This is a genomic window from Tardiphaga sp. 841_E9_N1_2 (genome assembly GCF_051811065.1).
Classification (GTDB): domain Bacteria; phylum Pseudomonadota; class Alphaproteobacteria; order Rhizobiales; family Xanthobacteraceae; genus Tardiphaga; species Tardiphaga robiniae.
Genome location: NZ_JBPWQC010000001.1, coordinates 5729647 through 5754371 on the forward strand (window position 1 = coordinate 5729647; position 24725 = coordinate 5754371).

A 24725-nucleotide genomic window follows, 5' to 3' on the forward strand; every position below is an offset into this window, starting at 1 on the left:
CAAATCGCGGGCGAATCACCCGCGTGCTACAAATTCGCAGCTGCGGCAGGCGAGATTTGGGCGGGATTGGCCGTAACTATGGCGGGAAAATGGCATTCACAGCGCTTATGCCCGCTATTTCAGGACTTAAGCGTCTGCAACCACGTCCAAAGTATCATATTCCGACGACGTCGGGTGCCAGTCCATGGAGATAAAGCCCGGCTGGGTTTCCACCAGACGCAGCCAGCGGCGGATCGACGGAAAGCTGGACAGATCGAAATCGCACTTCTCGGCGACGTGGGTGTAACCGTATAGCGCGATGTCGGCGATGGTCAGCTGGTCCGCGGCGAAGAAGTCATGGGTCTTGAGGTGATTCTCCATCACCTGCAGCGCGGCGTAGCCCCGCTCCATCCAGTCTTCCAGCGCATGGGTCTGCAGGTCGCGGCCTCCGCGCACCAAGCATAGCCAGAAATAGGCAGCACCGAGATTCGGCTCCAGCGCGTGCTGCTCGAAGAACATCCACTGCATGGCTTCGGCACGGTCCATCCGCGATTCCGGCGCCAGAGATGTACCGATGGCAACATACCAGAGGATGGCGTTGGATTCGGCGAGATAGCGGCCTTCGGCGATCTCGAGCAGCGGCACCTGACCACTGGGGTTCTTGGCCAGAAATTCCGGGGTACGGCTCTCGCCGCGCAGAATGTCCACTTCGATGGCGCGATAAGGCGCGTCCAGGAACGCCAGCGCAAGGCGAACCTTGTAGCTATTGCCAGAGCGCTGCATCGAATAGAGTTTGTACATTCGCAGATGTTCAATTCATTTCAGGTCAAGGCAACTGCGCGATTGGCCAGCGCAGATCGCGGTTAGACAATGATGCTGATGCGAGCCTGTCGCAAGGCCCAAGGAATGGAAAAAGTCGAAAACGGCTGCGGCAGTCTGGATTGAGAAAAATGTATGTCAGGCAGCATTCGGCAATGGAAGATCACGCTGCCGCGATCTGTGTGTGAAGGTGCCGCGATGTGCTGTTATCAGCGAGTGCGCGCCGCAGCACGATGATATAGAAAGCGACCATCACCAGAAAGCCGAGCGGCAGTTCGATGGCGCCAGCGATGCTGCGCGTCAGCAGCGGCATGATCCAGGTCAATGCGAGCAGGCTGATCTCGCCCGCGCGAAAGCCACGATCGAGTCCATGCCGCGCGAAGAAGGCGATGGCGATGGCGAGCACCATGAGATCGTAGTCGAGCACATAGGGCGTCGCCAGCAGACTGCCGACCGCGAGCGCTGTTGCCTTGAGTTCGAACGCTGCATGGCTGCGCCATATCCACATCAGACTGATGGCAATGCCGGCTGCGAGACTGAACTGTGCGGCATAAGCGACAGGAAGACCGGCGCCCCACATCCGTGTCGCGGCGAAGATCGACTGGATTTTCTGCCACCCGGTGCCGCCTTGTTCGAGTACGACATCGCGAGTGAAAGCAGTGGAGTCGGCAAAGGCCTGCCAGATGCCGGCGCCGAACAACCCCGTGCTCAATACGATGAGGACAGCGACGGTGAGCGCGGCCGATACCATCGTGATCCAGCGTCTATCGGCGAGCAGGGCGAGAGGAATCAGCACACCGAATTGCGGCTTGTAGGCCAATAGCCCGATCAACACGCCGGCCAGCCACGGCCGGCGATGTAGCAGAAGCAATGCGCCGCCCAGCAGTGCGGTGGTTAGAAATCCGTTATGGCCGTGACCGACATTGATGAAGACGGCAGGAAAGGCGGCGGCCACCAGCAGCGTTTCCCGGCGGGGCAGGATCGTGCGGATCGCGGCGAGGTAGGCGGCGAAGCTGGCGACGAGCCACAGACCGAGCCCCCATCCATAGGGTACCGTGGCCACCAGCGCGGCAATTCCGAGAAAGAACGGCGGATAGTGCCAGCCGTAGAACGGCACGTCGCGGCCGAACACCCGCTGTTCCGCGGCGTGTTGCAGGGCGGGATCATACGCGTCGGCGGGTTTGCCTTCGAGGGTGAGCCGGCCCGCCGCATAGATGTTGGAAAAGTCGGTCCCGATCGGCTTGCCATTGCGGTCGATCACGCCGTCCGAGACCGCAATCCAGCCGGCGAAGGCCAATGTGCCCAAAGCGAGCACGATCAGGCTGTAAGCCCGCACGCGTTCGAGGGTCAGCCATGCGCCGCTTTCAATGTGCTGCCAGATCCAGATCATTTTAAGGGTGCATTTTGGCCCAAATCGTCGATTGCGACGTGCGGTTGACGCTACCGTCCCCCGTTTAACGCTTGCTGAATTGCATCACTTCCAGATGTGTTTTTGCCCAAGCTTCTTGCGATGCAACGTCGCACGCACTAGGGTGCGCCGATCCCAGCAGGATCAGCCATTTTGACGTCGCCGACCGCGGGTCCGCGACCTTTCTCAGGAGAAGATGATGTCGTTTTTGTCCGCTGCGCTCGACCGTGTGAAGCCGTCCGCGACGATCGCGGTGACGGATAAAGCACGTGCGCTGAAAGCAGCCGGCCGCAACGTCATCGGTCTTGGTTCGGGCGAGCCCGATTTCGACACCCCGGCGAACATCAAGCTGGCAGCGATTCACGCCATCGAGGCCGGCAAGACCAAGTACACCGCCGTGGACGGTATTCCCGAACTGAAGGAAGCCATTATCGGCAAGTTTCAGCGCGAGAATGGCCTGACTTACAAGCCGAACCAGATCATCGTCGGCACCGGCGGCAAGCAGGTGCTCTACAACGCGCTGATGGCGACGTTGAACCCGGGTGACGAAGTCATCATCCCGGCGCCGTATTGGGTGAGCTATCCGGAAATGGTGGCGCTGGCCGGCGGCACGCCCGTGTCCGTGGTCTGCACCGCAGAATTCGGCTTCAAGCTGCAGGCTTCCGCGCTGGAAGCAGCGATCACGCCGAAGACTAAGTGGATCATCCTGTGCTCGCCGTCGAACCCGACGGGCGCCGCCTACAAGAAGTCGGAGCTCAAGGCGCTCACCGATGTCCTCGTGAAGCATCCTCACGTTTGGGTGATGACCGACGATATGTATGAGCACCTCGTCTATGACGACTTCGAGTTCACCACGCCGGCACAGATCGAACCGTCCCTGTTCAATCGCACGCTGACCGTGAACGGCGTCTCCAAGGCTTACTGCATGACCGGCTGGCGCATCGGTTACGCCGGTGGTCCCGCCGAGCTCATCAAGGCAATGGCGACGATCCAGTCGCAGTCGACCTCGAACCCGTCGTCGATCGCGCAGTGGGCGGCGGTGGAAGCCTTGAACGGTCCGCAGGATTTCATCCCGAAGAACAATGCCGTGTTCAAGGAGCGCCGCGATCTCGTGGTGGCAATGCTGAATCAGGCCTCGGGCATCAACTGCCCGCGTCCGGAAGGCGCGTTCTACGTCTATCCGTCCTGCGCCGGCACCATCGGCAAGACTGCGCCTTCGGGCAAGGTTATTGCCAATGACGAAGACTTCGTCACAGAACTGTTGGAAACCGAAGGCGTGGCGGTGGTGCAGGGTTCGGCCTTCGGCCTTGGCCCGGCATTCCGCATCTCCTACGCGACGAAGACGTCCGATCTCGAAGATGCCTGCAAGCGCATCCAGCGCTTCTGCGGAAATCTTCGGTAACAAAACCCGCTCCGAAACTTTTGACGGTTTCGGGGCTTATTCCGGGAAGCGCCTTGTTTTCGACACGGCGCTTCCTTCTTGTCCCCTCGCTATCAAAATCCCCAAGGTGGAGTAACACTATGCGACTTTCCAAGATGTTCGGCCTGACGGCCGTGGCCTTTGCGGCGTCGGTTGCGACCGCAAATGCACAGCAGCCTGGCAGCGTTCAGGTTGGCGTGCTGGAGTGCCGTGGCGGCCAGAACGTCGGCTACGTGGTCGGTTCGAATGCGCACCTCAACTGCGTCTTCCAGAGCGCCGGTGGCCGCGCCGAAGGTTACGTCGCCAACATCCGCCGTTTCGGCCTTGATCTCGGCTTCACCGAAAACACCACGGTGCAGTGGGCTGCATTCGCTCCGACCACCCGCGTGCCGCGCGGCGCACTGGCCGGCAGCTACGGCGGCGTCGGTACCAACGCATCGGTTGGCCTCGGTTTCGGCGGCAACTTCCTCGTTGGCGGTCCGGGCAACACCTATTCGCTGCAGCCGATCTCGGTGCAGGGCCAGACCGGCTTGAACGTCGCCAGCGGCATCGTTCAGCTCGAACTGGAAGCGACCGGTCCGGTCAGCGGTCATCGCTACAACAAGAAGCGCCGTCATCGCAGCCATCGCTAAGCGATCGCCAGCGATCGCTGTGATCGCGTAAGCGATCCGGCAAGGTTAACGAAAAGGCCCGCGCGAGCGGGCCTTTTTTGTTGCGCGCGCTGCGCGTGCGCCGCTGTCATTGGGCGGTATCATTAGCTATGAATAGTCGATCCACATCCTTACTTCCGTTCATCACCCGGAGATTCCTGATGGTCCGCCTCTCATCGCTTGTTCTCGGTATCGCTGCCGCCGCCTTTTTCACTGCATCGCAAGCGCAGTCGCAGCAAGGCGTGCAGGTCGGTGTCTTGAATTGCCGGGGCGGAGCCAGCGTCGGATTCGTCGTGGGCTCGGTGACCAATCTCGGCTGCGTGCTCACCGGTACCGGTCGTCCGGATCAGCCTTATGTCGCCACGATCCGCAAGGTGGGCATCGATCTCGGTATTACCGAACAGACCGCGCTATCCTGGGCCGTGTTCGTGCCGGTGAACTATAGCGGTCCCGGCGATCTGTCCGGCAACTATGCGGGCGCGCAGGGCAGCGCGTCGGTTGGTGTCGGCGTCGGCGCGAATGTCCTGGTTGGCGGTTCGCAAAACGCCTTCTCCCTGCAGCCGCTCAGTCTGCAGGGGTCGGTGGGACTGAATGTCGCCGCCGGCCTGCAGAGCCTGGAGTTGCGCCCCGGTCGCTGATCCCGCGGCGATCGCTCGCACAAATTCATCCGGCTTCGCCCATGGCGGAGCCGGATTTTTTATGGCGCAATCCGATCACGTTCATCGCAGCGCAGCAACTTTTCCATCTTGCCAAATATCCGGACCGGGCGGAGCATTGACCGCCGACCCAATCATGGGCCGAGCTCCACATGAGGAGGCGGCAATGGGACAAGACCTGAGAAGTCCCCGCGGTCCACAAGGCAATGCCGCAAAGTGCATTGCGCTGGTGGGCCCTTTCCAGAGCGGAAAAACCACACTGCTTGAAGCGATCATGGCCCGCACCGGGGCGATCCCGCGGGCCGGCAGCGTCGACAATGGGACAAGCATCGGCGATGCCAATGCGGAAGCCAGAGCCCACAAGATGGGCGTCGGCCTGACGGCTGCGACCACCACCTTCATGGGCGACAGCTACACATTCATCGACTGTCCGGGCTCGGTGGAATTCGTGCATGACATGCGCGCGGCATTACCCGCCGTCGATGCAGCCATCGTGGTTTGCGAGGCGGATGCGCGAAAATTGCCGCAGCTGCAATTGATCCTGCGCGAACTCGAAGACCTCGGCATTCCCAGATTTCTGTTTCTCAACAAGATCGACCGCGCCCACAAGCGCGTGCGCGAGACGTTGGCGACGTTGCAGCCGGCCTCGCGCGTGCCGCTGGTGCTGCGACAGATCCCGATCTGGAACGGCGACCTTGTCGCCGGCTTCGTCGATCTCGCGCTGGAGCGCGCTTTCGTCTATCGCGAGCACAAGGCGTCCGAAGTCATCAAGCTCGAAGGCGGCGATCTCGATCGGGAGAAGGAGGCGCGTTTCTCCATGCTGGAGAAGCTTGCGGATCATGACGACGCGCTGATGGAGCAGTTGCTTGACGACATCGCGCCGCCGGCCGACGCCGTGTTCGACGATCTCGCGCGCGAATTGCGCGAAGGCCTGATCTGTCCGGTGTTGCTGGGCTCGGCGATGCGTGAGAACGGCGTGCTGCGGCTGATGAAGGCGCTACGCCACGAGGCACCCGGCGTGGCCGAGACGGCCAAGCGCCTCGGCGTGCCTGATAGCAAGGATGCGATCGGTTACGTGTTCAAGAGCAGCCATCTACAGCATGGCGGCAAGCTGTCTTACGCGCGCGTGCTGAGTGGTCATCTTGATGATGGCGCAACATTGCTGTCCTCGTCGGGCGAAAGCGGGCGTGTCTCTGGCATTCTTGCGGCGAGCGGCGGGCATGACAGCAAGCGCGCATCGGCCGAAGCGGGCGAGACCGTCGCGCTCGGCAAGCTCGATCATGTCAGGACCGGCGACACGATCTCGACCGGCAAGACCGTGCCAGCGTCTCTGGTGAATGTCGTGGTCGCATCGCCCGTGCTGGCGATGGCGCTAGCGTCCGCCGATCGCAAGGACGACGTCAAGCTCGGCCAGGCGCTGTTGCGGCTGACCGAAGAAGATCCGTCGCTTGCGGTGGTCAATAACGCGCAGACCCATGACGTGGTGTTGTGGGGGCAGGGCGAGATGCATCTGCGCGTGGCGATGGAGCGCCTGCACGAACGCTTCGGCATCAACGTCAAATCGCATGCGCCGGTGATCGGCTATCAGGAGACCATCCGTAAACCGATCACCCAGCGCGGCAGGCACAAGAAGCAGTCCGGCGGTCACGGCCAGTTTGGCGACGTTGTGCTGGAGATAGGCCCGTTGCCGCGCGGCGAGGGCTTTGCATTCCAGGAAAAGGTGGTCGGCGGCGCGGTGCCGCGCAACTACATTCCCGCGGTGCAGGAGGGCGTCGTCGACGGGTTGCAGCGTGGTCCGCTCGGTTTTCCTGTCATCGACGTGCAGGTGACGCTCACCGATGGGTCGTATCACAGCGTCGATTCATCCGATCAGGCGTTCCGGACCGCTGCCCGCATCGGTTTCACCGAGGCGCTGCCGCAATGCCAGCCGGTGCTGCTGGAGCCGATCCATACGGTGGAGATCGTCTGTCCCACCGAGGCCACGGCCAAGGTCAACGCCATCCTGTCAGGACGGCGCGGCCAGATCCTCGGCTTCGATACCCGTGACAACTGGCCGGGCTGGGACACGGTGCGCGCGATGTTGCCGGAAGCGGAGATCGGCGACCTGATCGTCGAGTTGCGTTCGGCCACCGCGGGTGCCGGCAGTTTCACCCGCAGCTTCGACCACATGGCCGAAGTCTCGGGCCGCGCCGCCGACCAGATCGTTGCGGCGCATCGGGTGGCGGCTTAGTACAGTGGCCCATGACGCTTGGACCGCGGGTTGTAATCATTGGCAATAGCGGCTCGGGCAAGAGCACGCTGGCGCGGCAGCTTGAAAGCCGCGTCGGCGGCGAACGCACAGATCTCGATCATATCCATTGGCTGGACAGGGTCGGTGTGAAGCGCGACGAGGGGCAGGCCAAAGAACTGGTGGCCGCCCTTGCCGTGAAGTCGAACTGGATCATCGAAGGCGTTTACGGCTGGCTGGTCGAAGCGGCATTGCCGCGCGCCACAGCATTGATTTGGCTCGACATGAGCCCGGAGGTTTGTCGTGATAGCCTCGCTCTCCGGGGCCCCTGGGGTGGCGCGACGGCCGAGGAACATGCAGATTTTCTGGCTTGGGCCGAGGCCTACTGGCAGCGCAAAACGTCGAGTTCGTTCGCTGGCCACCTGGCGCTGTTCGACGACTTCGGCGGCGTCAAACGACGCCTGACATCGCGCGCCGCTGTCGCCCAGTTCATGGCGACCATGGCGGCTTCGCCGATCGAGTGATGTTTTATACATCATTGAAGATATCTCACATATGATATAAGACTCGTGAAACTGGAAACCGCCCTTGATTACATCGTTTCAGATGCGGGCCGCCCGTGCGCTGCTGGGTATCGATCAAAAACGGCTGGCCGAAATGGCCGGCGTGTCGCTACCGACCATCCAGCGCATGGAAGCGAGCGAAGGCAATGTCAGGGGCGTGGTGGATTCGCTGATCAAGGTTGTCGATGCCCTCGATCGCTCGGGCGTCGATTTGATCGGCGAGAACGTCCGCAGCGATTCCGGCGGACGAGGGGTGAGGCTGAAACAGCCCGGTCCACCACCGAAACTTGAAGAGCCAAGGCTGACGGATTGAGAACGGGCCGCGGCCTCGATCGAGATCCGCGGCAGGTGACAGGGGCGAGTCGGGAATGGACATGTCCAGAAATCGCGCGTGGGGGCCGCATCAGCCGACCTTCGCCGAACTGTTCACGCCGAAATTGATCACGGTGTTGCGCGAAGGCTACGGCATCGCCGATCTGCGCGCCGACATCTTGTCCGGCTTGACGGTGGCAATCGTCGCGCTTCCGTTGTCCATGGCGATTGCCATAGCCTCGGGGACGTCGCCGGATCGTGGCCTCATCACCGCTGTGATCGGCGGCTTCCTCGTGTCTGCGCTGGGTGGAAGCCGCTTTCAGATCGGCGGTCCAGCCGGCGCCTTCATCGTGCTGGTGGCTGCCACCGTGAGCCGCCATGGCATCGACGGACTGATCCTCGCGACCATGCTCTCTGGCGTGTTCCTGATGGTGGCGGGCTATTTGAAGCTCGGCACTTACATCAAGTTCATTCCCTATCCGGTCACGGTGGGATTTACCGCCGGTATTGCCGTCATTATTTTCGCCAGCCAGATCAGGGATCTCCTCGGGCTCACACTCACCGGCAAGGAGCCTGGCGAACTGATCCCGAAGCTGCAGGTGCTCGGAAGTGCGATCCACACCGTCAACCTGTCGGCCGCCGCGATCACCATCGCGACCATTGCGATCATCCTTCTGCTCAAGAAGCTGCGGCCTTCCTGGCCGGGCATTCTGATCGCGGTTGCCGCAAGCGCGGTCGCGGCATGGTTCTTTGCGCTGCCGGTTGAAACCATCGGCACCAAGTTCGGCGGCATTCCGCAATCCTTTCCGCTGCCGTCGCTTCCCGCGATTTCCCTGGCAAAGCTGCAGGCCATTCTGCCGGACGCCATCTCCTTTGCGCTGCTGGGCGCGATTGAATCTTTGCTCTCAGCTGTCGTCGCTGACGGCATGACCGGCCGGCGGCATCGCTCCAATTGCGAACTGGTGGCGCAGGGCATCGCCAATATCGGCTCGGCGCTGTTCGGTGGAATCTGCGTGACCGGCACCATCGCGCGAACCGCCACCAATGTCCGCGCCGGCGCGCACGGCCCGATCTCGGGCATGCTGCATGCGGTATTCCTGCTGGTATTCATTCTCGTCGCGGCGCCATTGGCAAGTTACATTCCGCTGGCGGCGCTCGCCGCGGTGCTTGCCGTGGTTGCCTGGAACATGGCGGAGAAGCATGAATTCGCGACGTTACTGCGGTCATCATGGGGCGATGCTGCCGTGCTGTCGGCGACTTTCCTGCTAACGATCTTCCGCGATCTTACCGAGGGCATTGTGGTCGGCTTCGCGCTTGGCGCGATTCTGTTCATCAACCGCATGGCGCAAACAACCGGCATTGAGGCGGATAAGCCGCTGGTGGTGGCCGACAAGGCCGACGACGCCAATGGCGACCGAAAACCCTATGATCCCGGTCTCGCTGCCGATCCCGACGTCGTTGTCTATCGCATCACCGGCGCATTTTTCTTCGGCGCGGCCTCCACCATCGGATCTGTGCTCGAGGGCTTCTCGGATCGCCACAAGGCTTTCGTGATCGATTTTGCCGCGGTCCCCTTCCTGGATTCGACTGCTGCGAATGCGATCAAGGGCATTGCCGAGAAGGCAAAGCGACAGGGCGTCCGCGTCATTCTCACCGGCACCTCGCAGGGCGTGCGCCGGGCGCTGCTGACCCACGGCGCGCGACCGCCACTGGTCAAATACCGTGCTGATGTTGCAGTGGCCGTCAGCGAGATCAAGATCCGACGCGCTGCAGCGATCCAGGAGACGTCGAGCTGATGGCATCGGCAGTTGCTCGCAGCTGCAGTATTGATCGTCTGCATGGTTGCCGGACTTGCTGTGCGCCGCAAAACTGTCTGATGATTAAGAGCCCCTGCATGATTTTTATGCTACGCACGCTTCCGCCTGAAGCGAAGGATGAATGATGCCGAACGAGACCACGCCCCGCGCCGCCTGTTTGATCGGCTGGCCTGCCGCGCATTCGCGCTCGCCGCTGATCCACCATCACTGGCTGCGCAGCATGGATATTCCGGGCGGTTACAGCATCGAGTCGATCCCGCCGGAAGGCGTGGCCGAATTCGTGATGAACCTCTCCAAGCACGGTTACATCGGCGCCAATGTCACGATCCCGCACAAGGAGCGTGTGCTGAAGCTGACCTCACCGGATCGCCGCGCGCGCGCAGTCGGCGCCGCCAACACGCTATGGTACGACCACGGCACGCTGCGCGCGACCAATACGGATATAGAAGGCTTCATCGACAATCTCGATCATGCGGCTCACGATTGGGACCACACGGACGATGCACTGGTGCTCGGCGCGGGCGGTTCGTCGCGTGCAGTGGTGTTCGGATTGCTCGAACGCGGAATCAAACATGTCTACGTCGCCAATCGTAGTCTCGATCGCGCCGAGGCGATGGCCGCGCAATTCGGCTCGCAGGTGGTGCCGCTGGCGTGGGAGAATGTCGCCAGCATGTTGCCGCGCGCATCCTTGCTGGTGAACACCACGTCGCTCGGCATGGGCGGCCAGCCGCCATTGATCATCGACCTCGATCTGTTGCCTGACCAGGCGGTCGTCGCCGATCTAGTTTACGTGCCGCTCGACACTCCGCTGCTCGCCGGCGCCCGGGCGCGGGGCCTCCGCACCGCGGACGGTCTCGGCATGCTGTTGTATCAGGCTGTGCGCGGCTTCGAGCTCTGGTTCGGGCAGCGCCCCGATGTGACGCCGGAACTGCGTCGCCTCGTCGAGGCCGACCTCACAGTGGCGTGAGCGAGGAATAGCTATTTGGCCTTGGGGTTTCCATCTGCAGCGGTGGGCGCTGTCGTCAAAGGAAATTCCCCTATGGTTCAGATCGTATCGACTTCGGCTCGCTTGTTCGCGGGCTCACTTCTTGCTGGTTCATTGCTGATTTCCGCCGCATCGGCGCAGCAGCCGCAACCCCTGCGCATCCGTGGTGCCATCGAAGCCGTCGACGGCGCGGTGCTGACGATCAAGACGCGTGAAGGCGACGAGCGCAAAGTGAAGATGACGGACAATGTCACCGTGACAGGCATTGCCAGAACGACGATGGCCGAGGTGAAGCCCGGCTCCTATATCGGCGTGACCGGCATGCCGCAGGCCGATGGGTCGCAGAAGGCCATCGCGATCCATATCTTTCCGGAAGCGATGCGCGGCACCGGCGAAGGCTCGCGCCCCTGGGATCTGCGCCCCAACAGCAGCATGACCAACGCCACCGTCGATCAGAAGGTCCAGGCCTCCGATGGCCAGACGGTGACGGTGAAGTACAAGGACGGGGAAAAGAAAGTGACCGTGACGCCTGACACGCCGATCGTGACATTCGTGCCGGGCAACAAGGATGAACTCAAGCCTGGCGCCAAGATCATCATCATGGGCGCTACCAAGAAGGATGATGGCACCTTCGAGACGGCGCGGGTCAATGTTGGGCTGGATGGGTTGACGCCGCCGATGTGAGAAATTCGAAACAGCGGAGAAGCTCTTGCGCAGACCATTGCTCGCACCGTGCCTCATCCTCGCATCTTTGTTGTTGTCTGCGCCGCACTTCGCTGCTGCGCAGACAGCGCCCTCCACGACGGAGCGGGTGCTGAACCTGCCTGTTCATGGCGGCGATCGGCAGCGCGCGCTCTACGCCAGTCCATCGCATCCACGCGCGACCATCGTGATGCTGCCCGGCGGAGCAGGCGATGTAGGCATCGCCCGGGATGGCGAAATAGCTCACGGTAACAACTTCGTCGTCCGTTCGCGCCTGCTCTGGAATGCTGCGGGTTTCGCGGTGCTGATCCCCGACGCCGTCGATAGTCAGAACTTGCGCGGGCTGCGCAGCTCGCCGCAATATGCAGCACTTGTGGGCGATCTCGTCGCTGCGGCTCACGCGCAGGCGCCGGGACCGGTCTTCCTGCTCGGGACCAGCCAAGGCTCGATTGCGGCGATGAACGGCGCAGCGAATCTGCGTGACGGTCAGATCGCAGGTATCGTGCTCACTGAGTCGGTGTCGCGCCTTGGTGGCAGCCACGAGACGGTGTTCGATGCGCATCCTGAACGAGTCAATGTGCCCGCACTCGTCGTTGCCAATTCAGACGATCGCTGCAATGTCGCACCGCCGGAAGACGCCGACAGGATCGCAGCAGCGATGAGTGGCGCGCCGCGCGTCAAGGTCATCAGGGTCAGTGGCGGAGATCAGCGCTCGTCCACGGATTGCGGATCGCTGTCTCCGCACGGCTATTACGGCATCGAGCAAAAAGTCGTCGATACGATCGCCGCATGGATCGACGCGGCGATCTGACGAGGCCTCACTGCACCAAAACGTGCCTGTCGATCTCGGCGATCGAATTCACGCCGCACAGGCCCATGGTCACGCTGAGTTCGTTGCGCAGGATGTCCAGCGCCTTGGTCACGCCGGGGCCGCCATAGGCACCGAGGCCGTAGATATAGGCGCGGCCGATCATGCAGGACTTGGCGCCGAGGGCGAGCGCACGCATCACGTCCTGCCCCGAGCGGATGCCGCTGTCGAACATCACTTCGATCTCCGAGCCGACCGCATCGGCGATCCCCGGCAATACCGAGATCGACGACGGCGCGCCGTCGAGCTGACGTCCGCCGTGGTTGGACACGACCATCGCCTGCGCGCCGACCTTTACGGCTTCGCGGGCATCCTCGATATCGTGAATGCCCTTGATCACGATCTTGCCGGGCCAGATGCTGCGGATCCAGTCGAGATCCTTCCAGTTCAACGACGCATCGAATTGCGATGCTGTCCACTGCGCGACGGAGCCGAGATCGTCGGTGTTCTTCACGAAGCCTGCGATGTTGCCGAAGTTGCGCCGCTTGGCTTTCAGCGTGCGCACCAGCCAGCCGGGCTTGCTCATGAAATCGATCAGGTTCTTCACATTCAAGATCTGAGGCGGCACCGACAGGCCATTCTTGATGTCGGCATGACGCTGGCCGATCACCTGCAGATCGACGGTCAGCACCAGCGCGCTACACTTCGCCTTGATGGCGCGCTCGATCAGTTCCTTGATGAAGCCTCGATCCTTCATGACATAGAGCTGAAACCAGAACGGTTTTTCGACATTCTCGGCGACGTCTTCGATGGAATTGATCGACATCGTCGAGAGCGTATAGGGAATGCCCGCCGCCTGCGCCGCCCGGCAGGCGTGAATTTCACCGTCGCCATATTGCAAGCCGGTTGAGCCGACCGGCGCGCAGATCAGCGGCATGGTGGCCTTCTCACCGAGGATGGTCGTCGAGGTGTCGCGATTGGCGATGTCGACCAGAATACGCTGGCGGAACTTCAGCTTCTGCAGATCCTCGCAATTCGCGCGGAATGTATCTTCGCTATAGGAGCCATGGTCGACGTAATCGAAGAACGCCTTCGGCACGTTGCGCTTATGCTCGAGGCGAAGATCTTCGATGCAGGTGATATGCTTCATGAGATGTCCCAGCCGTTCTTGTCTTTGCTTGTATTTGCTTGTTTCGGTGTCATCTAGCATGGTTAGGCGGTCCGCCATATCATCCTTGTCATCGGGATGTCGTCGAAATTGAAGGAGGCCAGAATGTCCGGCTCCAAGACAAATCCAGCAGACCACGGGGCCGGTAAGGCTCCCGGCAAGGCAGCCGCGGACGACGAAAAGCGACAGCTGGAAGTTGCGCTGGACGAAGGGTTGGAGGAGACTTTTCCGGGCTCCGATCCGGTCAGTGTAACCCAGCCTGCCCATTCAAAGGCTGACGCGCATATCAAGCGAAAGGGCTGAGCGGGCCGGGTTCCGGTTAGCCGATGCTCCATCGAAGGCATTACGTGAAAGGTAAGGTATATAAGTAATATCAATGGCTTGTCGTTAATTACGTGTTCCGGGCCTTGGTAATGATTCATCATATTTTTTGAAGCGATTTTAGGGGCCCGAGCCTTATAAGTCCGTCACATATATGGCGCTGCCAATGGGTCAGTCGCCTGAGACAGGGTTTTGAGCCCTCGCGCGAAGCGCGAGGACATTGGGGGTTACCATGAGCCGTAAATATTTCGGGACAGACGGCATTCGCGGCCGCGCCAATGGTCTGATCACGCCGGAACTGGCACTGAAGGTTGGGCAGGCCGCAGGTCTTGTGTTTCAGCGCGGCGAACACCGTCATCGTGTCGTGATCGGCAAGGACACCCGGTTGTCCGGCTACATGATCGAAAATGCCATGGTGGCAGGCTTCACGTCGGTCGGCATGGATGTGCTGCTGGTCGGGCCGATGCCGACGCCCGCCGTGGCGATGCTGACCAAGTCGATGCGCGCCGATCTCGGCGTGATGATTTCCGCATCGCACAATCTGTTCGAGGACAACGGCATCAAGCTGTTCGGACCGCTCGGCTACAAGCTGTCGGACGATGTCGAGAAGCAGATCGAGGAATTGCTCGACGAGAATCTCGACAAGAGACTGTCGCAGAGCGCCAGCCTCGGTCGGGCGCGCCGCATCGACGGGGTGCATGATCGTTACATCGAATTTGCCAAACGCACGCTGCCGCGAAATCTCAGCCTCGATGGCTTGCGCGTCGTCATCGATTGCGCCCATGGCGCCGCCTACAAGGTGGCGCCGGAGGCGCTCTGGGAACTCGGCGCGGACGTCATCTCCATCGGCGTCGAGCCGGATGGTTTCAACATCAACAAGGAATGCGGATCGACCGCACCGGAAGCGCTCAGTCGCAAGGTGCGCGAGATGCGCGCCGATATTGGCATTGCGCTGGATGGCGACGCCGATCGGCTGATCATGGTCGACGAGCGTGGCCATCTGGTCGATGGCGATCAGTTGCTCGCCGTTATCGCGCAGAGCTGGAAGGAAGACGGGCGGCTTGCCAAGCCAGGCATTGTCTCCACCGTGATGTCAAATCTCGGTCTGGAGCGCTTCCTGAAGGGGCAGGGCATCGATCTCATCCGCACGGCAGTGGGTGATCGCTATGTGCTCGAGCAGATGCTGCAGCACGGCTACAATGTCGGCGGCGAACCCTCCGGCCATATCATCATGTCGGACCATGCGACGACAGGCGACGGTTTCGTAGCCGCGCTGCAGGTGCTGGCCGTGGTGACCAAGCTCGGTCGGCCGGTGTCGGAAGTTTGCCACCTGTTCGATCCGTTGCCGCAGATTCTGAAGAATGTGCGTTATCGCAGCGGCAAGCCGCTTGATGATGCAGAAGTGAAATCCACCATCGCTGCCGGCGAACAGCGCCTCAATGGTCATGGTCGTCTCCTGATCCGCCCGTCGGGTACGGAGCCAGTCATCCGCGTAATGGGAGAGGGCGATGACCGCGTGATGGTCGAGGAAGTGGTGGATTCCATCGTTGACGCGCTGGGCCACGCAGCCGCGGCGTAAGCTTCCTGTTCGTTCGCCCTGGCCAAGGCGCCAGCGCGCGATGCCTGCGAATTGACATGAAGAGCTGTCTTGTCCGAATTTGATCGGGCGAGGCGGCTCTTTTGCGTTTTGATAGTTCGCGTTGGAGCGCTTTGGAGCGAAGTGGGCACCGGTTCGCATCAAGGAAACGCGTCAACAAAAAGCTGGAGCCTGGTTTTGATCCGGTCAGAGCCGAAGGCTCCGGGCAGGTAAGTCCTCGTTAACACCTGGCGATGCCGCGGCGCATTGCAGCGCGGTTTGATAGCAAGACATTGTTAGTAACTGTGGCGACGCAGTGGCGTGATGGAATTTGCGTGCATTTTCGTCACCAAATATCAACCTTAAAAGTTAGGGTTAAGCGCCGCTTAAGGAGTTGGTGTCATCGTCCGTCTGTGAGTTTCCGAGTGTGAGGCCTCCATTAGTTGCCTCTTTGGCCCAAAAGGACGAAGCCAATGCGTAGCGTTAAATTCATTCTGGCCGCGGGCGCGGCTTCCCTGATGTCGACCGCCGTTCTCGCTGCCGACATGCCCATTGCTCCACCGCCTCAGATGTATGCGCCGCCGCCGGTTGAAGACTTCGGCGGTTGGTACCTGCGCGGCGATATCGGTTTCAGCAACCAGCGCGTCAAGAACATCGAGATGGGTGATGGTCGCAACGCCAATCTGCTCTCGCTTCAGCAGACCACTGCCTTCGATACGGCTGGCATCTTCCAGCTCGGCGTCGGTTATCAGTTCAACAACTGGTTCCGCGGTGACATCACCGGCCAGTATCGCGGCAATTCGAATTTCAAGGGCACCGATCACGTGACGTTCCCGTCGAGCGGCCTCGTTGGTACCGGCGTGAACAACTACAACGCCACCAAGTCCGAATGGGTGGTGATGGCCAATGGTTACGTCGATCTCGGCACCTGGTGGTGCGTGACACCGTTCGTCGGCGCCGGCGTCGGTATGGCTCGCGTCAATATCGGGAACTACACGGATAACGGTGCGATCAATGTCGGTTCCGCCGGCGGCGTGCCCTTCATCGGTGGCCCGTTCCCGAGCTACGCAAGTGCACCTGCTGCATCGAAGTGGAATTTCGCATGGGCCCTGCACACGGGCCTGGCTTACAAGGTCAATCCGGCAATGACCGTCGAACTCGGCTACAGCTACATGAATCTCGGCGATGGCCAGACCGGGCCGGTCTCGACCTATGACGGCTTCACCCGCGGCGTGGCGATGCAGTTCAAGGACATCACCTCGCATGACCTGAAGCTCGGCGTGCGCTGGAACCTCGACAGCCCGCCGGCCTATGCGCCGCCGCCGTTGATCCGCAAGGGCTAAAGCTAAGCGGATTGCCTCAACTATCTTAAGAGACCTTAACGGCGCGGGAGCTTCCCGCGCCGTTTTGTTTTGCACGGGTAGTATCATCGCAACCAATGATTAAGGTTAACAGCGGATGATCGGGACAGTTCGGTGAGTTGAGGAATTGTCGTGATGCGTAGACTTCTGATCGCTGCAGCGCTGCTGGGCGCAGTGCAAACCGCTCAAGCCGCCGACATGCCGGAGTTCCCGGCGCTGCGCGGTTCGTTCCCTGAGGGACTGAGCCGCGACCGTCCGACATGGGAAGGCTTCTATGTCGGCGGACAGGCCGGATACGGCACTTCCGACGAGAAGTTCACGGGCTCAAATTCAGCAATGACTGCAGGCCTGCTCTCCAACACATTGATCGAGAGCGAAATGGGCGTGTCGAGTTGGCCGCTCAGCTTTACGAAGCAGTCCGCTCACGGTCACGGCTATGGCGCCTTTGCCGGTTACAATTCCCAGTGGGACGACGTCGTGATCGGCCTTGAAATGAGCTACTTGCACGGCAAGTTCGGTGGCGCCTCGTCAGGCAGCATGAGCCGCTACATGCTGTTGTCGGACGGGGACTATCATGCCGTCACGTCATCGGCATCAAGCTCCATCGCCATCAGTGACATCGGAACCTTCCGGGCACGCGCCGGCTACGTCTGGGGCGGCTTCATGCCCTATATGTTTGGCGGTCTCGCGCTCGGCCAGGCCGATACTGTGAGAACAGTATCGATTCGCGAAACGGAAATTGCGGGCCCCACATCGACGACACCAGCGAGCCTTCTGGGCCCGAAGACGCCGCTCACGCAAGTGAATGGGCAATATAGCCGCCTGATCTATGGATACACTGCAGGCCTCGGCGTTGACGTCAATCTCGTCGGCGGTCTGTTCCTGCGCGGTGAGTGGGAATACATCCGCTTCACATCCGCGGTTGATACCACCATCAACACCGTACGCGCCGGTGTAGGCTATCGGTTCTGATCTGACACGTCGCGGCGCGGCCTCCTCGTTACGGGACGTCTCGCTGTTGACATGTCTCGATGCAGGTGATGCTTTTACCCCGTCCATCGCGGCGGGGCAGTCATCATGAAAATCTACGGCGATCTGAATTCCGGCAATTGCCTGAAGGTGAAGTGGGTGAGCGATCACCTCAAACTTCCCTATACGTGGATTGATATCGACACGAGCAAGGGCGAGAGCCGGACGCCGGAGTTTCTGGCGCTTAACGGCGCCGGCCAGGTGCCGACCGTTGTGCTCGATGACGGTCGCCCGCTCGCGCAGTCCAATGCCATCATCCGCTATCTCGCGCGTGGCAGCGATCTGATCCCGACCGATGCCTATGACGCCGCCAAGATGGACGAATGGCTGTTCTGGGAACAATACAGCCACGAGCCCTATATCGCGGTGTGCCGCTATCAGATCGTCTATCTTGGCAAGGCGATTTCGGATCTCGATCCCGAAAAGCTGAAGCGCGGCTATTTCGCGCTGGTGCGCATGGAGCATCACCTGACGACATCGCGTTTCCTTGTCGGAGATCACGTCTCGCTGGCCGACGCGTCGTTGCTGGCCTATACGCGCGTCGCCCATGAGGGGGGCTTCCATCTCGACGGTTACGCGTCGATCAGGCGCTGGATCGCCGACAGCGAGAAGGCATTGGGCCTCGTATGAGCACGAAGATCGTATTGCGGCCGGCGCAGCGCGAGGACGTCGCAGCGATCGCGGCAATGTTGGCCGATGATGCGCTCGGCCGTGGCCGCGAGCGTATCGAGGATCCGCTGCCGCAATCTTATTACGAGGCCTTCGATAAGGTCACGCATGATCCAAATATCCGGTTGATGGTTGCAGAAGGCGGCGATGGCAGCGTGGTCGGATGCCTGCAGCTCTGCATCCTGCCGGGCTTGAGCTCGCAGGGCGCTTCGCGTGCGCTTATCGAGGATGTTCGTGTGTCGACGACGCTGCGCAGCCAGGGCATCGGCGAACAACTGGTGCGATGGGCCATTGGCGAGGCACAGGCGAGGGGATGCAAACTCGTCGAGCTGCTGACGCATCAGACCCGGGTCGATGCCCAGCGCTTCTACAAACGGCTCTGTTTCGCTGACAGTCATGTGGGCATGACGTTCCGCTTCTAGGCCACGCGCGATCACCATGCCGTGCGGTCGGGAACGTCGAACAGGACCGGTGGTTGCCCATCGTCATCAACGATGGAGCCGCCCATGCAATCCCGATTTGGCTTTTCCGCCATCATTGCCGCCTCGCTTTTATTGGCCCCGACCACATTCGCTTCAGCCCAGGGCGCCGGCACGGACGGTGTCACGGGCGCTCCGGTGACACAGATGCCGAGCCCCAGCGCTACGTCGCCTCCCTCAACGCATTCGACGACAGGCATGGGCGGCGGCACGAGTCAGCCGGGCGCGCCGAACTCGACGACGCCGGGACGGATCGGCACCGGCGCGTCGCCGAGCGGTTTACCTGGGGATAATCCGAATGCACCGGGCTTTCCTGGCAAGGCCGGACGATAGGCGTTTCACTCGTGAGAGCGAGTAAGACGCAACCTCAAACGTAAGGGCAGCGATGGTCATCGCTGCCCTTTTCGTTGACCGCGCATGTTCGTTTCGTCAGCGGGAAATGACGAAGAGGGCCGGTATCATGCGGCTGTGGGTGTCGGTGTTCCGGTTAATGACCCGTAAACCAGCGAAGCGCTGATGGGATTTGTTTCGGAACGTGCGGGGACGAGCGACGTATCCATATACGCGGGGACGTTGGAAGGACTCATGAGCAATTATTCGATTGAGAAGGTCGGCAGCGACTATGTCGTGAAGGTCGACGATCAAAGCGTCATGAAAGTCGGCAGCCGCCGCCGTGCCGCGCAGCTCGTGGTCTATGCGTCGGAATTGCTGAACGACGTGCCCCTGGTACCCGATGACGCTGCATCGTCCGGTGACCTCGCGATGCCTAGTGATGCATCGTCTGTGAAGGATCACGACCCGGCGGGCGATGTCACCCAAGATCAATGACGCGTGATAGCCCGGAAGTCGCTTGACGCTCCGGGTCGGTTCCCATATCCACGCCAGCGGGACACCTCCCCCCAACGGGAGGCTAGCTATCTGGAAGGATAGATTATGACTGCAGCGAAGCCCGCTTCGCGGCCTAACGTGCCGCATTTCTCCTCTGGCCCCTGCGCCAAGCGCCCCGGCTGGACCCCCGAAAAACTCACCGACGCAGCCCTTGGCCGTTCGCACCGTGCGAAGATCGGCAAGAACAAGCTCAAACTCGCGATCGATCTGACGCGTGAAGTGCTTGAAGTGCCTGCAGATTACCGCATCGGTATCGTGCCGGCATCGGATACGGGCGCTGTCGAGATGGCGCTGTGGTCGCTGCTCGGGCCGCGTCCCGTCACCACCATCGCCTGGGAATCCTTCGGCGAGGGCTGGGTCTCCGACATCGTCAAGGAGCTGAAGCTCAAGGACGTCACCAAGCTGCATGCCGGCTATGGCGAACTCCCCGACCTGTCGAAGGCCGATCCGAACTCGGACATCGTCTTCACCTGGAACGGTACCACTTCCGGCGTGCGCGTACCGAATGCCGACTGGATCAAGGCTGACCGCGAAGGCCTGACCATTTGCGACGCGACCTCGGCCGCTTTCGCGCAGCCGCTCGACTGGGCGAAGCTCGATGTCGTCACCTTCTCCTGGCAGAAGGCGCTCGGCGGCGAAGCCGCACATGGCATGCTCGTGCTGTCGCCGCGCGCCGTGGCGCGTCTGGAGAGCTACACGCCGCCATGGCCGCTGCCGAAGATCTTCCGCATGACCAAGGGCGGCAAGCTCAACGAAGGCATCTTCGTCGGCGAGACCATCAACACGCCGTCGATGCTGTGCGTCGAGGACTATCTCGATGCGCTCGGCTGGGCCAAGTCGGTCGGCGGTCTCAAGGCGCTGATCGCGCGTGCCGATGCCAACACCAAGGCGCTCGCCGACTGGAAAGCGAAGACGCCGTGGATCGACTTCCTCGCGGCCGATCCCGCGATCCGCTCCAACACGTCGGTGTGCATGAAGGTGATCGATCCCGCGATCACCGCGCTCTCGCTGGACGCGCAGGCTGACTTCGCCAAGAAGCTGGTCGCAGCCGTCGAGAAGGAAAATGCCGGTTTCGACTTCGCGCATTATCGCGATGCGCCGGCCGGTCTGCGCATCTGGTGTGGTGCTACGGTCGAAGCCAAGGACGTGGAGATCCTCACGCAGTGGATCGACTGGGCCTTCGCTGAAACCAAGGCTTCGCTCGCTAAAGCGGCGTAAGGCGGCTTCTTACCCTCCCCTGGAGGGGAGGGTCGACGAGGACTGGCGACGCGCAGCGTCGTCAGGATTCGGCGGGGTGGGGTGACATCCTCTCCCCGTCCTCTCATTCAATGATCAGCCCGTTGCTTCACCCCACCCCGGCGCTTCGCGCCGACCCTCCCCCTCAAGGGGAGGGTGAAGGAGCCTCATCATGACCGCCCCCAAAGTTCTCATTTCCGACGCTCTCTCTCCCGCCGCCGTACAGATCTTTCGGGATCGCGGCATCGACGTCGACTTCCAGCCGAACCTCGGCAAGGACAAGGACAAGCTCGCCGAGATCATCGGCAACTATGACGGCCTCGCCATCCGCTCGGCCACCAAGGCGACCGCGAAGATCCTCGAAAAGGCGACGCGCCTGAAGGTGATCGGCCGCGCCGGCATCGGCGTCGACAATGTCGAAATTCCCGCGGCGACCGCCAAGGGCATCATCGTGATGAACACGCCGTTCGGCAATTCGATCACGACCGCCGAACATGCGATCACACTGATGCTCTCGCTCGCCCGCGAGATCCCGCAGGCCGATGCGTCGACGCAGGCCGGCAAGTGGGAGAAGAACCGCTTCATGGGCGTCGAGATCACCGGCAAGACGCTGGGCGTGATCGGTTGCGGCAATATCGGCGCCATCGCGGCTGACCGCGCGCTTGGCCTGCGCATGAAGGTCATCGCCTTCGATCCGTTCCTGTCGCCGGAGCGCGCCAAGGATATCGGCGTCGAGAAGGTCGAACTCGACGACCTCCTCAAGCGTGCCGACTTCATCACGCTGCACACGCCGCTCACCGAGAAGACGAAGAACATCATCGATGCCGCTGCCATCGCCAAGATGAAGCCCGGCGTGCGCATCATCAACTGTGCCCGCGGCGGTCTGGTCGATGAGCAAGCGCTGGTCGATGCGCTGAATAGCAAGCATGTCGCCGGCGCTGCCTTCGACGTGTTCGTCGAGGAGCCGGCCACCAAGAACGTGCTGTTCGGCCATCCCAATGTGATCTGCACGCCGCATTTGGGCGCATCGACCACCGAAGCGCAGGAGAATGTCGCGCTGCAGGTCGCCGAGCAGATGTCGGATTATCTGCTGTCGGGCGCGATCTCCAACGCGGTCAACTTCCCGTCGATCACCGCGGAAGAAGCGCCGAAGCTGAAGCCGTTCATCGAACTCGCCGAGAAGCTCGGCTCGTTCGCGGGCCAGCTCACCGAGACCGGCATTGCCAAGGTGCAGATCACCTATGAAGGCGCGGTGGCCGAAATGAAGATCAAGGCCTTGACCTCTGCAGCACTGAGCGGGTTGCTGCGGCCGATGCTCGGCGACGTCAACGTCGTCTCCGCGCCGGCCGTTGCCAAGGAGCGCGGCATGGTAGTCGATGAAGTGGTGCGCGCGGCGCAGAGCGATTACGAAAGCCTGATCACCGTTACGGTTATCACCGAACGGCAGGAACGCTCGGTGTCCGGCACTGTCTATCATGACGGCAAGCCGCGGCTGGTTGATATCAAGGGTATCCGCGTCGATGCCGAATTCGGGAAGTCGATGATCTATGTCACCAACGAGGACAAGCCGGGCTTCATCGGAAAGTTCGCCTCGCTGCTCGGCGACGCCAAGGTCAACATCGCAACCTTCCATCTCGGCCGCAACGAACAGGGCGGTGACGCCATCGCGCTGGTGGAGATCGACGGCGTTGTGCCGGCCGATGTGCTGAGCAAGGTGCAGGCGCTGCCGCAGGTGAAACAGGCCAAGGCGCTGACATTCTGAGTGTCTCTTACCCGAACTGACATTGCCGAAATCCCCGTCCGAAAGGCGGGGATTTTTCGTTTTGCGGAAAATGTTCACATTCAGGTCGGCGCGGCAGGTTTGCCCCCGCCCCGCACGTGTAAGGATTTGGGAACACTACCCCGATACATTTTACTCCGAGGAATCAGCGATCGAAAATCGCACGCCCGGGGGAATACAGCCGTGAAGCTCGCCAATATCCGTATTACGTACAAGCTCGTCGTTCTGGTGGCCGTCACCATGATCGGCCTCTGCGCCGCGGGCATCCTGGCCGCCTATATGGTCAAGAGCGAGATGCTCTCTGCGCGAACCGAGCAGCTGAAGTCGATCGTCGAAATCGGAACCAATGTAGCGGCCAGCATCCAGAAGGATGTCGCAGCAGGCAAGCTCACCAAGGAAGCCGCGACCGCCGAGTTGGTACGCCGCATCGAGCCGATGACCTATGACAATGGCAACTATCTGTTCATCTACACGATGGACGGTGAAGTGGTTCATCTGCCGGGCTTCAAGGCGGGATCCAACCGGCTCGACGTCAAGGTTAGCGGCGTAGCCATTACACGTGAATTCCGCGACGGCGTCGCAGCCAACGGCACGAAGATTCTGACCTATGAATTCCAGAAGCCCAATGAGCAGGTCCCGTCGCGCAAGATGGGTTATGCCGCGGCGCTTCCCGGCTGGAACATGTTCATTGCCACCGGCGCCTATCTCGATGACCTCGACGCTCATCTGAAACCGATCATCTGGGCGCTCGGCCTGGCCATGCTGGCCATTGCCGCAGTGGCGGGTGCGATCGCGTGGCTGATCGGCCGTAGCATCACCAAGCCGCTCGGCATGCTGGGATCGCGGATGGAGTCGCTCGCCAATGGCGCGCTGGATGAGGAAATTCCCGGCGTTGGCCGTAGCGATGAAGTCGGTGCGATGGCCAAGACGGTTCAGGTGTTCAAGGATAATGCGCTGCGTATTCGCTCGCTGGAACAGGTCGAGGCGGATGCGCAGGGCCGTATCGCCGCGGAGCGCCGCGCCGCCATGGAGGCGATGGCCACGGATTTCGAGCGTAGCGTGACGGGTATCGTCCGCTCGGTCTCGACCGCCGCGGTCGGCATGCAGAGCACTGCGCAGTCGATGACGGCGACGGCAAGCGATGCAAGCTCGCGCGCCGCGACGGTCAGCGCAGCTTCGACGCGCTCGTCCGATAATGTCAGCACGGTTGCGGCGGCTGCGGAGGAATTGTCGGCGTCAGTCAGTGAAGTGCTGCGTCAGGTATCGGCTTCCAGCGAGATCGCCAGCAAGGCGGTGGGCGATGCCGAGCGCACCAATGCGACTGTTCAGATCCTGTCGAGCGGCGCTGAGAAGATCGGCGAAGTGGTACAGCTAATCCACAGCATTGCCTCCCAGACCAATCTGCTGGCGCTGAACGCGACCATCGAAGCCGCACGTGCCGGCGAGTCCGGTCGCGGTTTCGCGGTGGTGGCATCCGAAGTGAAGGCGCTGGCCAGCCAGACCGCCAAGGCCACCGAGGAAATTTCGGCGCAGGTCGCCGCCATGCAGGCATCGACCAGCGAGGCCGTTGCATCGATCGGTGCCATCACCGGCACCATCGCCCAGATGAGCCAGATCACCAACACGATCTCTGTGGCGGTGGAGCAGCAGGGCACGGCGACGCAGGAAATCGCGCGCAACATTCAGTCGGTGTCGGCCGGCGCGAATGAGATCAGCAATCATATCGGCGGCGTCAGCAGCGCAGCCGAGGCCACCGGCTCCGCGGCGTCACAGGTGCTGTCGAATGCAAAGGAGCTGGAGAGCCAGTCCGGCATGCTGCGCACCGCCGTGGATGAATTCCTCGCCAAGGTGAGAGCAGCCTGAGTCAAATCC

Annotated in this window: 24 protein-coding genes; 20 read left to right on the forward strand and 4 right to left on the reverse strand. The window is 61.5% G+C overall.

Features of this window, described 5'->3' with window-relative positions:
* Positions 1-126: 126 nt before the first annotated feature.
* Both AB8A50_RS27495 and AB8A50_RS27500 read right to left on the reverse strand, forming a co-directional pair.
* Positions 127-780 (reverse strand): glutathione S-transferase family protein, encoded by a 654-nt coding sequence (locus AB8A50_RS27495; protein WP_439079583.1) that lies wholly within the window; start codon positions 778-780, stop codon positions 127-129.
* Between the two features lie 181 nt (positions 781-961).
* Positions 962-2188 (reverse strand): glycosyltransferase family 87 protein, encoded by a 1227-nt coding sequence (locus AB8A50_RS27500; protein WP_439079584.1) that lies wholly within the window; start codon positions 2186-2188, stop codon positions 962-964.
* A gap of 217 nt (positions 2189-2405) precedes the next feature.
* On the opposite strand from AB8A50_RS27500, the gene AB8A50_RS27505 reads away from it, so the two are divergent.
* The 10 genes from AB8A50_RS27505 (at position 2406) to AB8A50_RS27550 (ending at position 12349) form a co-directional block, all read left to right on the forward strand.
* Positions 2406-3608 carry a pyridoxal phosphate-dependent aminotransferase gene (locus AB8A50_RS27505; protein WP_068731379.1) on the forward strand — a complete coding sequence of 401 codons (1203 nt, stop codon included), beginning with the start codon at positions 2406-2408 and terminating at the stop codon, positions 3606-3608.
* A gap of 119 nt (positions 3609-3727) precedes the next feature.
* Positions 3728-4258, forward strand: coding sequence for a DUF992 domain-containing protein (locus AB8A50_RS27510; RefSeq protein WP_068731210.1), 531 nt, complete (start codon positions 3728-3730; stop codon positions 4256-4258).
* 179 nt (positions 4259-4437) lie between these two features.
* Complete coding sequence (locus tag AB8A50_RS27515; protein ID WP_068731211.1) at positions 4438-4914, forward strand: DUF992 domain-containing protein; 477 nt, start codon at positions 4438-4440, stop codon at positions 4912-4914.
* A 184-nt stretch (positions 4915-5098) separates the two neighbouring features.
* Entirely contained in the window at positions 5099-7162 is a 2064-nt protein-coding gene (locus AB8A50_RS27520; RefSeq protein WP_439079585.1) for an elongation factor G, read from the forward strand.
* A gap of 11 nt (positions 7163-7173) precedes the next feature.
* Positions 7174-7683, forward strand: a complete 510-nt coding sequence (locus AB8A50_RS27525; protein ID WP_439079586.1) for a hypothetical protein — start codon at positions 7174-7176, stop codon at positions 7681-7683.
* A gap of 64 nt (positions 7684-7747) precedes the next feature.
* Positions 7748-8035: a helix-turn-helix domain-containing protein gene (locus tag AB8A50_RS27530; RefSeq protein WP_439079587.1), complete on the forward strand. Its 288-nt coding sequence runs from the start codon at positions 7748-7750 to the stop codon at positions 8033-8035.
* 55 nt (positions 8036-8090) lie between these two features.
* Entirely contained in the window at positions 8091-9830 is a 1740-nt protein-coding gene (locus tag AB8A50_RS27535; RefSeq protein WP_089261716.1) for a SulP family inorganic anion transporter, read from the forward strand.
* A 142-nt stretch (positions 9831-9972) separates the two neighbouring features.
* Positions 9973-10818, forward strand: a complete 846-nt coding sequence (locus tag AB8A50_RS27540) for a shikimate dehydrogenase (RefSeq protein WP_184513865.1) — start codon at positions 9973-9975, stop codon at positions 10816-10818.
* A gap of 72 nt (positions 10819-10890) precedes the next feature.
* The gene (locus tag AB8A50_RS27545) at positions 10891-11520 is read left to right on the forward strand and encodes a hypothetical protein (protein ID WP_175367570.1); all 630 of its coding nucleotides are present in this window, start codon (positions 10891-10893) and stop codon (positions 11518-11520) included.
* A 25-nt stretch (positions 11521-11545) separates the two neighbouring features.
* Positions 11546-12349: an alpha/beta hydrolase gene (locus AB8A50_RS27550; protein WP_439079588.1), complete on the forward strand. Its 804-nt coding sequence runs from the start codon at positions 11546-11548 to the stop codon at positions 12347-12349.
* A 7-nt stretch (positions 12350-12356) separates the two neighbouring features.
* On the opposite strand, the gene AB8A50_RS27555 is transcribed toward AB8A50_RS27550, so the two are convergent.
* A complete protein-coding gene (locus AB8A50_RS27555) occupies positions 12357-13496 on the reverse strand; it encodes an alpha-hydroxy acid oxidase (RefSeq protein ID WP_184513869.1) in 1140 nt (379 codons plus the stop codon).
* A 123-nt stretch (positions 13497-13619) separates the two neighbouring features.
* Here AB8A50_RS27555 and AB8A50_RS27560 point away from each other — a divergent pair, with 123 nt between their 5' ends.
* The 6 genes from AB8A50_RS27560 to AB8A50_RS27585 all read left to right on the forward strand — a co-directional run bounded on the left by AB8A50_RS27560 (position 13620) and on the right by AB8A50_RS27585 (position 18892).
* Positions 13620-13817, forward strand: coding sequence for a hypothetical protein (locus tag AB8A50_RS27560; RefSeq protein ID WP_439079589.1), 198 nt, complete (start codon positions 13620-13622; stop codon positions 13815-13817).
* A 250-nt stretch (positions 13818-14067) separates the two neighbouring features.
* Positions 14068-15414 (forward strand): phosphoglucosamine mutase, encoded by a 1347-nt coding sequence (gene glmM / locus AB8A50_RS27565; RefSeq protein ID WP_089261706.1) that lies wholly within the window; start codon positions 14068-14070, stop codon positions 15412-15414.
* A 470-nt stretch (positions 15415-15884) separates the two neighbouring features.
* The gene (locus tag AB8A50_RS27570; RefSeq protein ID WP_068731233.1) at positions 15885-16754 is read left to right on the forward strand and encodes an outer membrane protein; all 870 of its coding nucleotides are present in this window, start codon (positions 15885-15887) and stop codon (positions 16752-16754) included.
* Between the two features lie 153 nt (positions 16755-16907).
* Complete coding sequence (locus AB8A50_RS27575) at positions 16908-17744, forward strand: outer membrane protein (protein ID WP_184513871.1); 837 nt, start codon at positions 16908-16910, stop codon at positions 17742-17744.
* Positions 17745-17849: 105 nt separating this feature from the next.
* Positions 17850-18431, forward strand: coding sequence for a glutathione S-transferase family protein (locus AB8A50_RS27580; protein WP_093759296.1), 582 nt, complete (start codon positions 17850-17852; stop codon positions 18429-18431).
* Complete coding sequence (locus AB8A50_RS27585) at positions 18428-18892, forward strand: GNAT family N-acetyltransferase (RefSeq protein ID WP_439079590.1); 465 nt, start codon at positions 18428-18430, stop codon at positions 18890-18892. Before AB8A50_RS27580 ends, AB8A50_RS27585 begins: the two co-directional genes overlap by 4 nt.
* A gap of 11 nt (positions 18893-18903) precedes the next feature.
* Here the strand turns inward: AB8A50_RS27585 and AB8A50_RS27590 are convergent, their stop codons facing one another.
* Entirely contained in the window at positions 18904-19149 is a 246-nt protein-coding gene (locus AB8A50_RS27590; protein ID WP_439079591.1) for a hypothetical protein, read from the reverse strand.
* Positions 19150-19534: 385 nt separating this feature from the next.
* Between AB8A50_RS27590 and AB8A50_RS27595 the strand changes: the two genes are divergently transcribed.
* From AB8A50_RS27595 to AB8A50_RS27610, 4 genes are all read left to right on the forward strand, one after another.
* On the forward strand, positions 19535-19777 hold the full coding sequence (locus AB8A50_RS27595; RefSeq protein ID WP_439079592.1) for a hypothetical protein: 243 nt from the start codon (positions 19535-19537) through the stop codon (positions 19775-19777).
* Positions 19778-19882: 105 nt separating this feature from the next.
* The gene (locus AB8A50_RS27600) at positions 19883-21055 is read left to right on the forward strand and encodes a phosphoserine transaminase (protein ID WP_439079593.1); all 1173 of its coding nucleotides are present in this window, start codon (positions 19883-19885) and stop codon (positions 21053-21055) included.
* A gap of 190 nt (positions 21056-21245) precedes the next feature.
* Positions 21246-22835, forward strand: coding sequence for a phosphoglycerate dehydrogenase (serA, locus tag AB8A50_RS27605; RefSeq protein WP_089261694.1), 1590 nt, complete (start codon positions 21246-21248; stop codon positions 22833-22835).
* Between the two features lie 201 nt (positions 22836-23036).
* A complete protein-coding gene (locus AB8A50_RS27610) occupies positions 23037-24716 on the forward strand; it encodes a methyl-accepting chemotaxis protein (protein WP_120288635.1) in 1680 nt (559 codons plus the stop codon).
* The last annotated feature ends 9 nt before the right edge of the window (positions 24717-24725 follow it).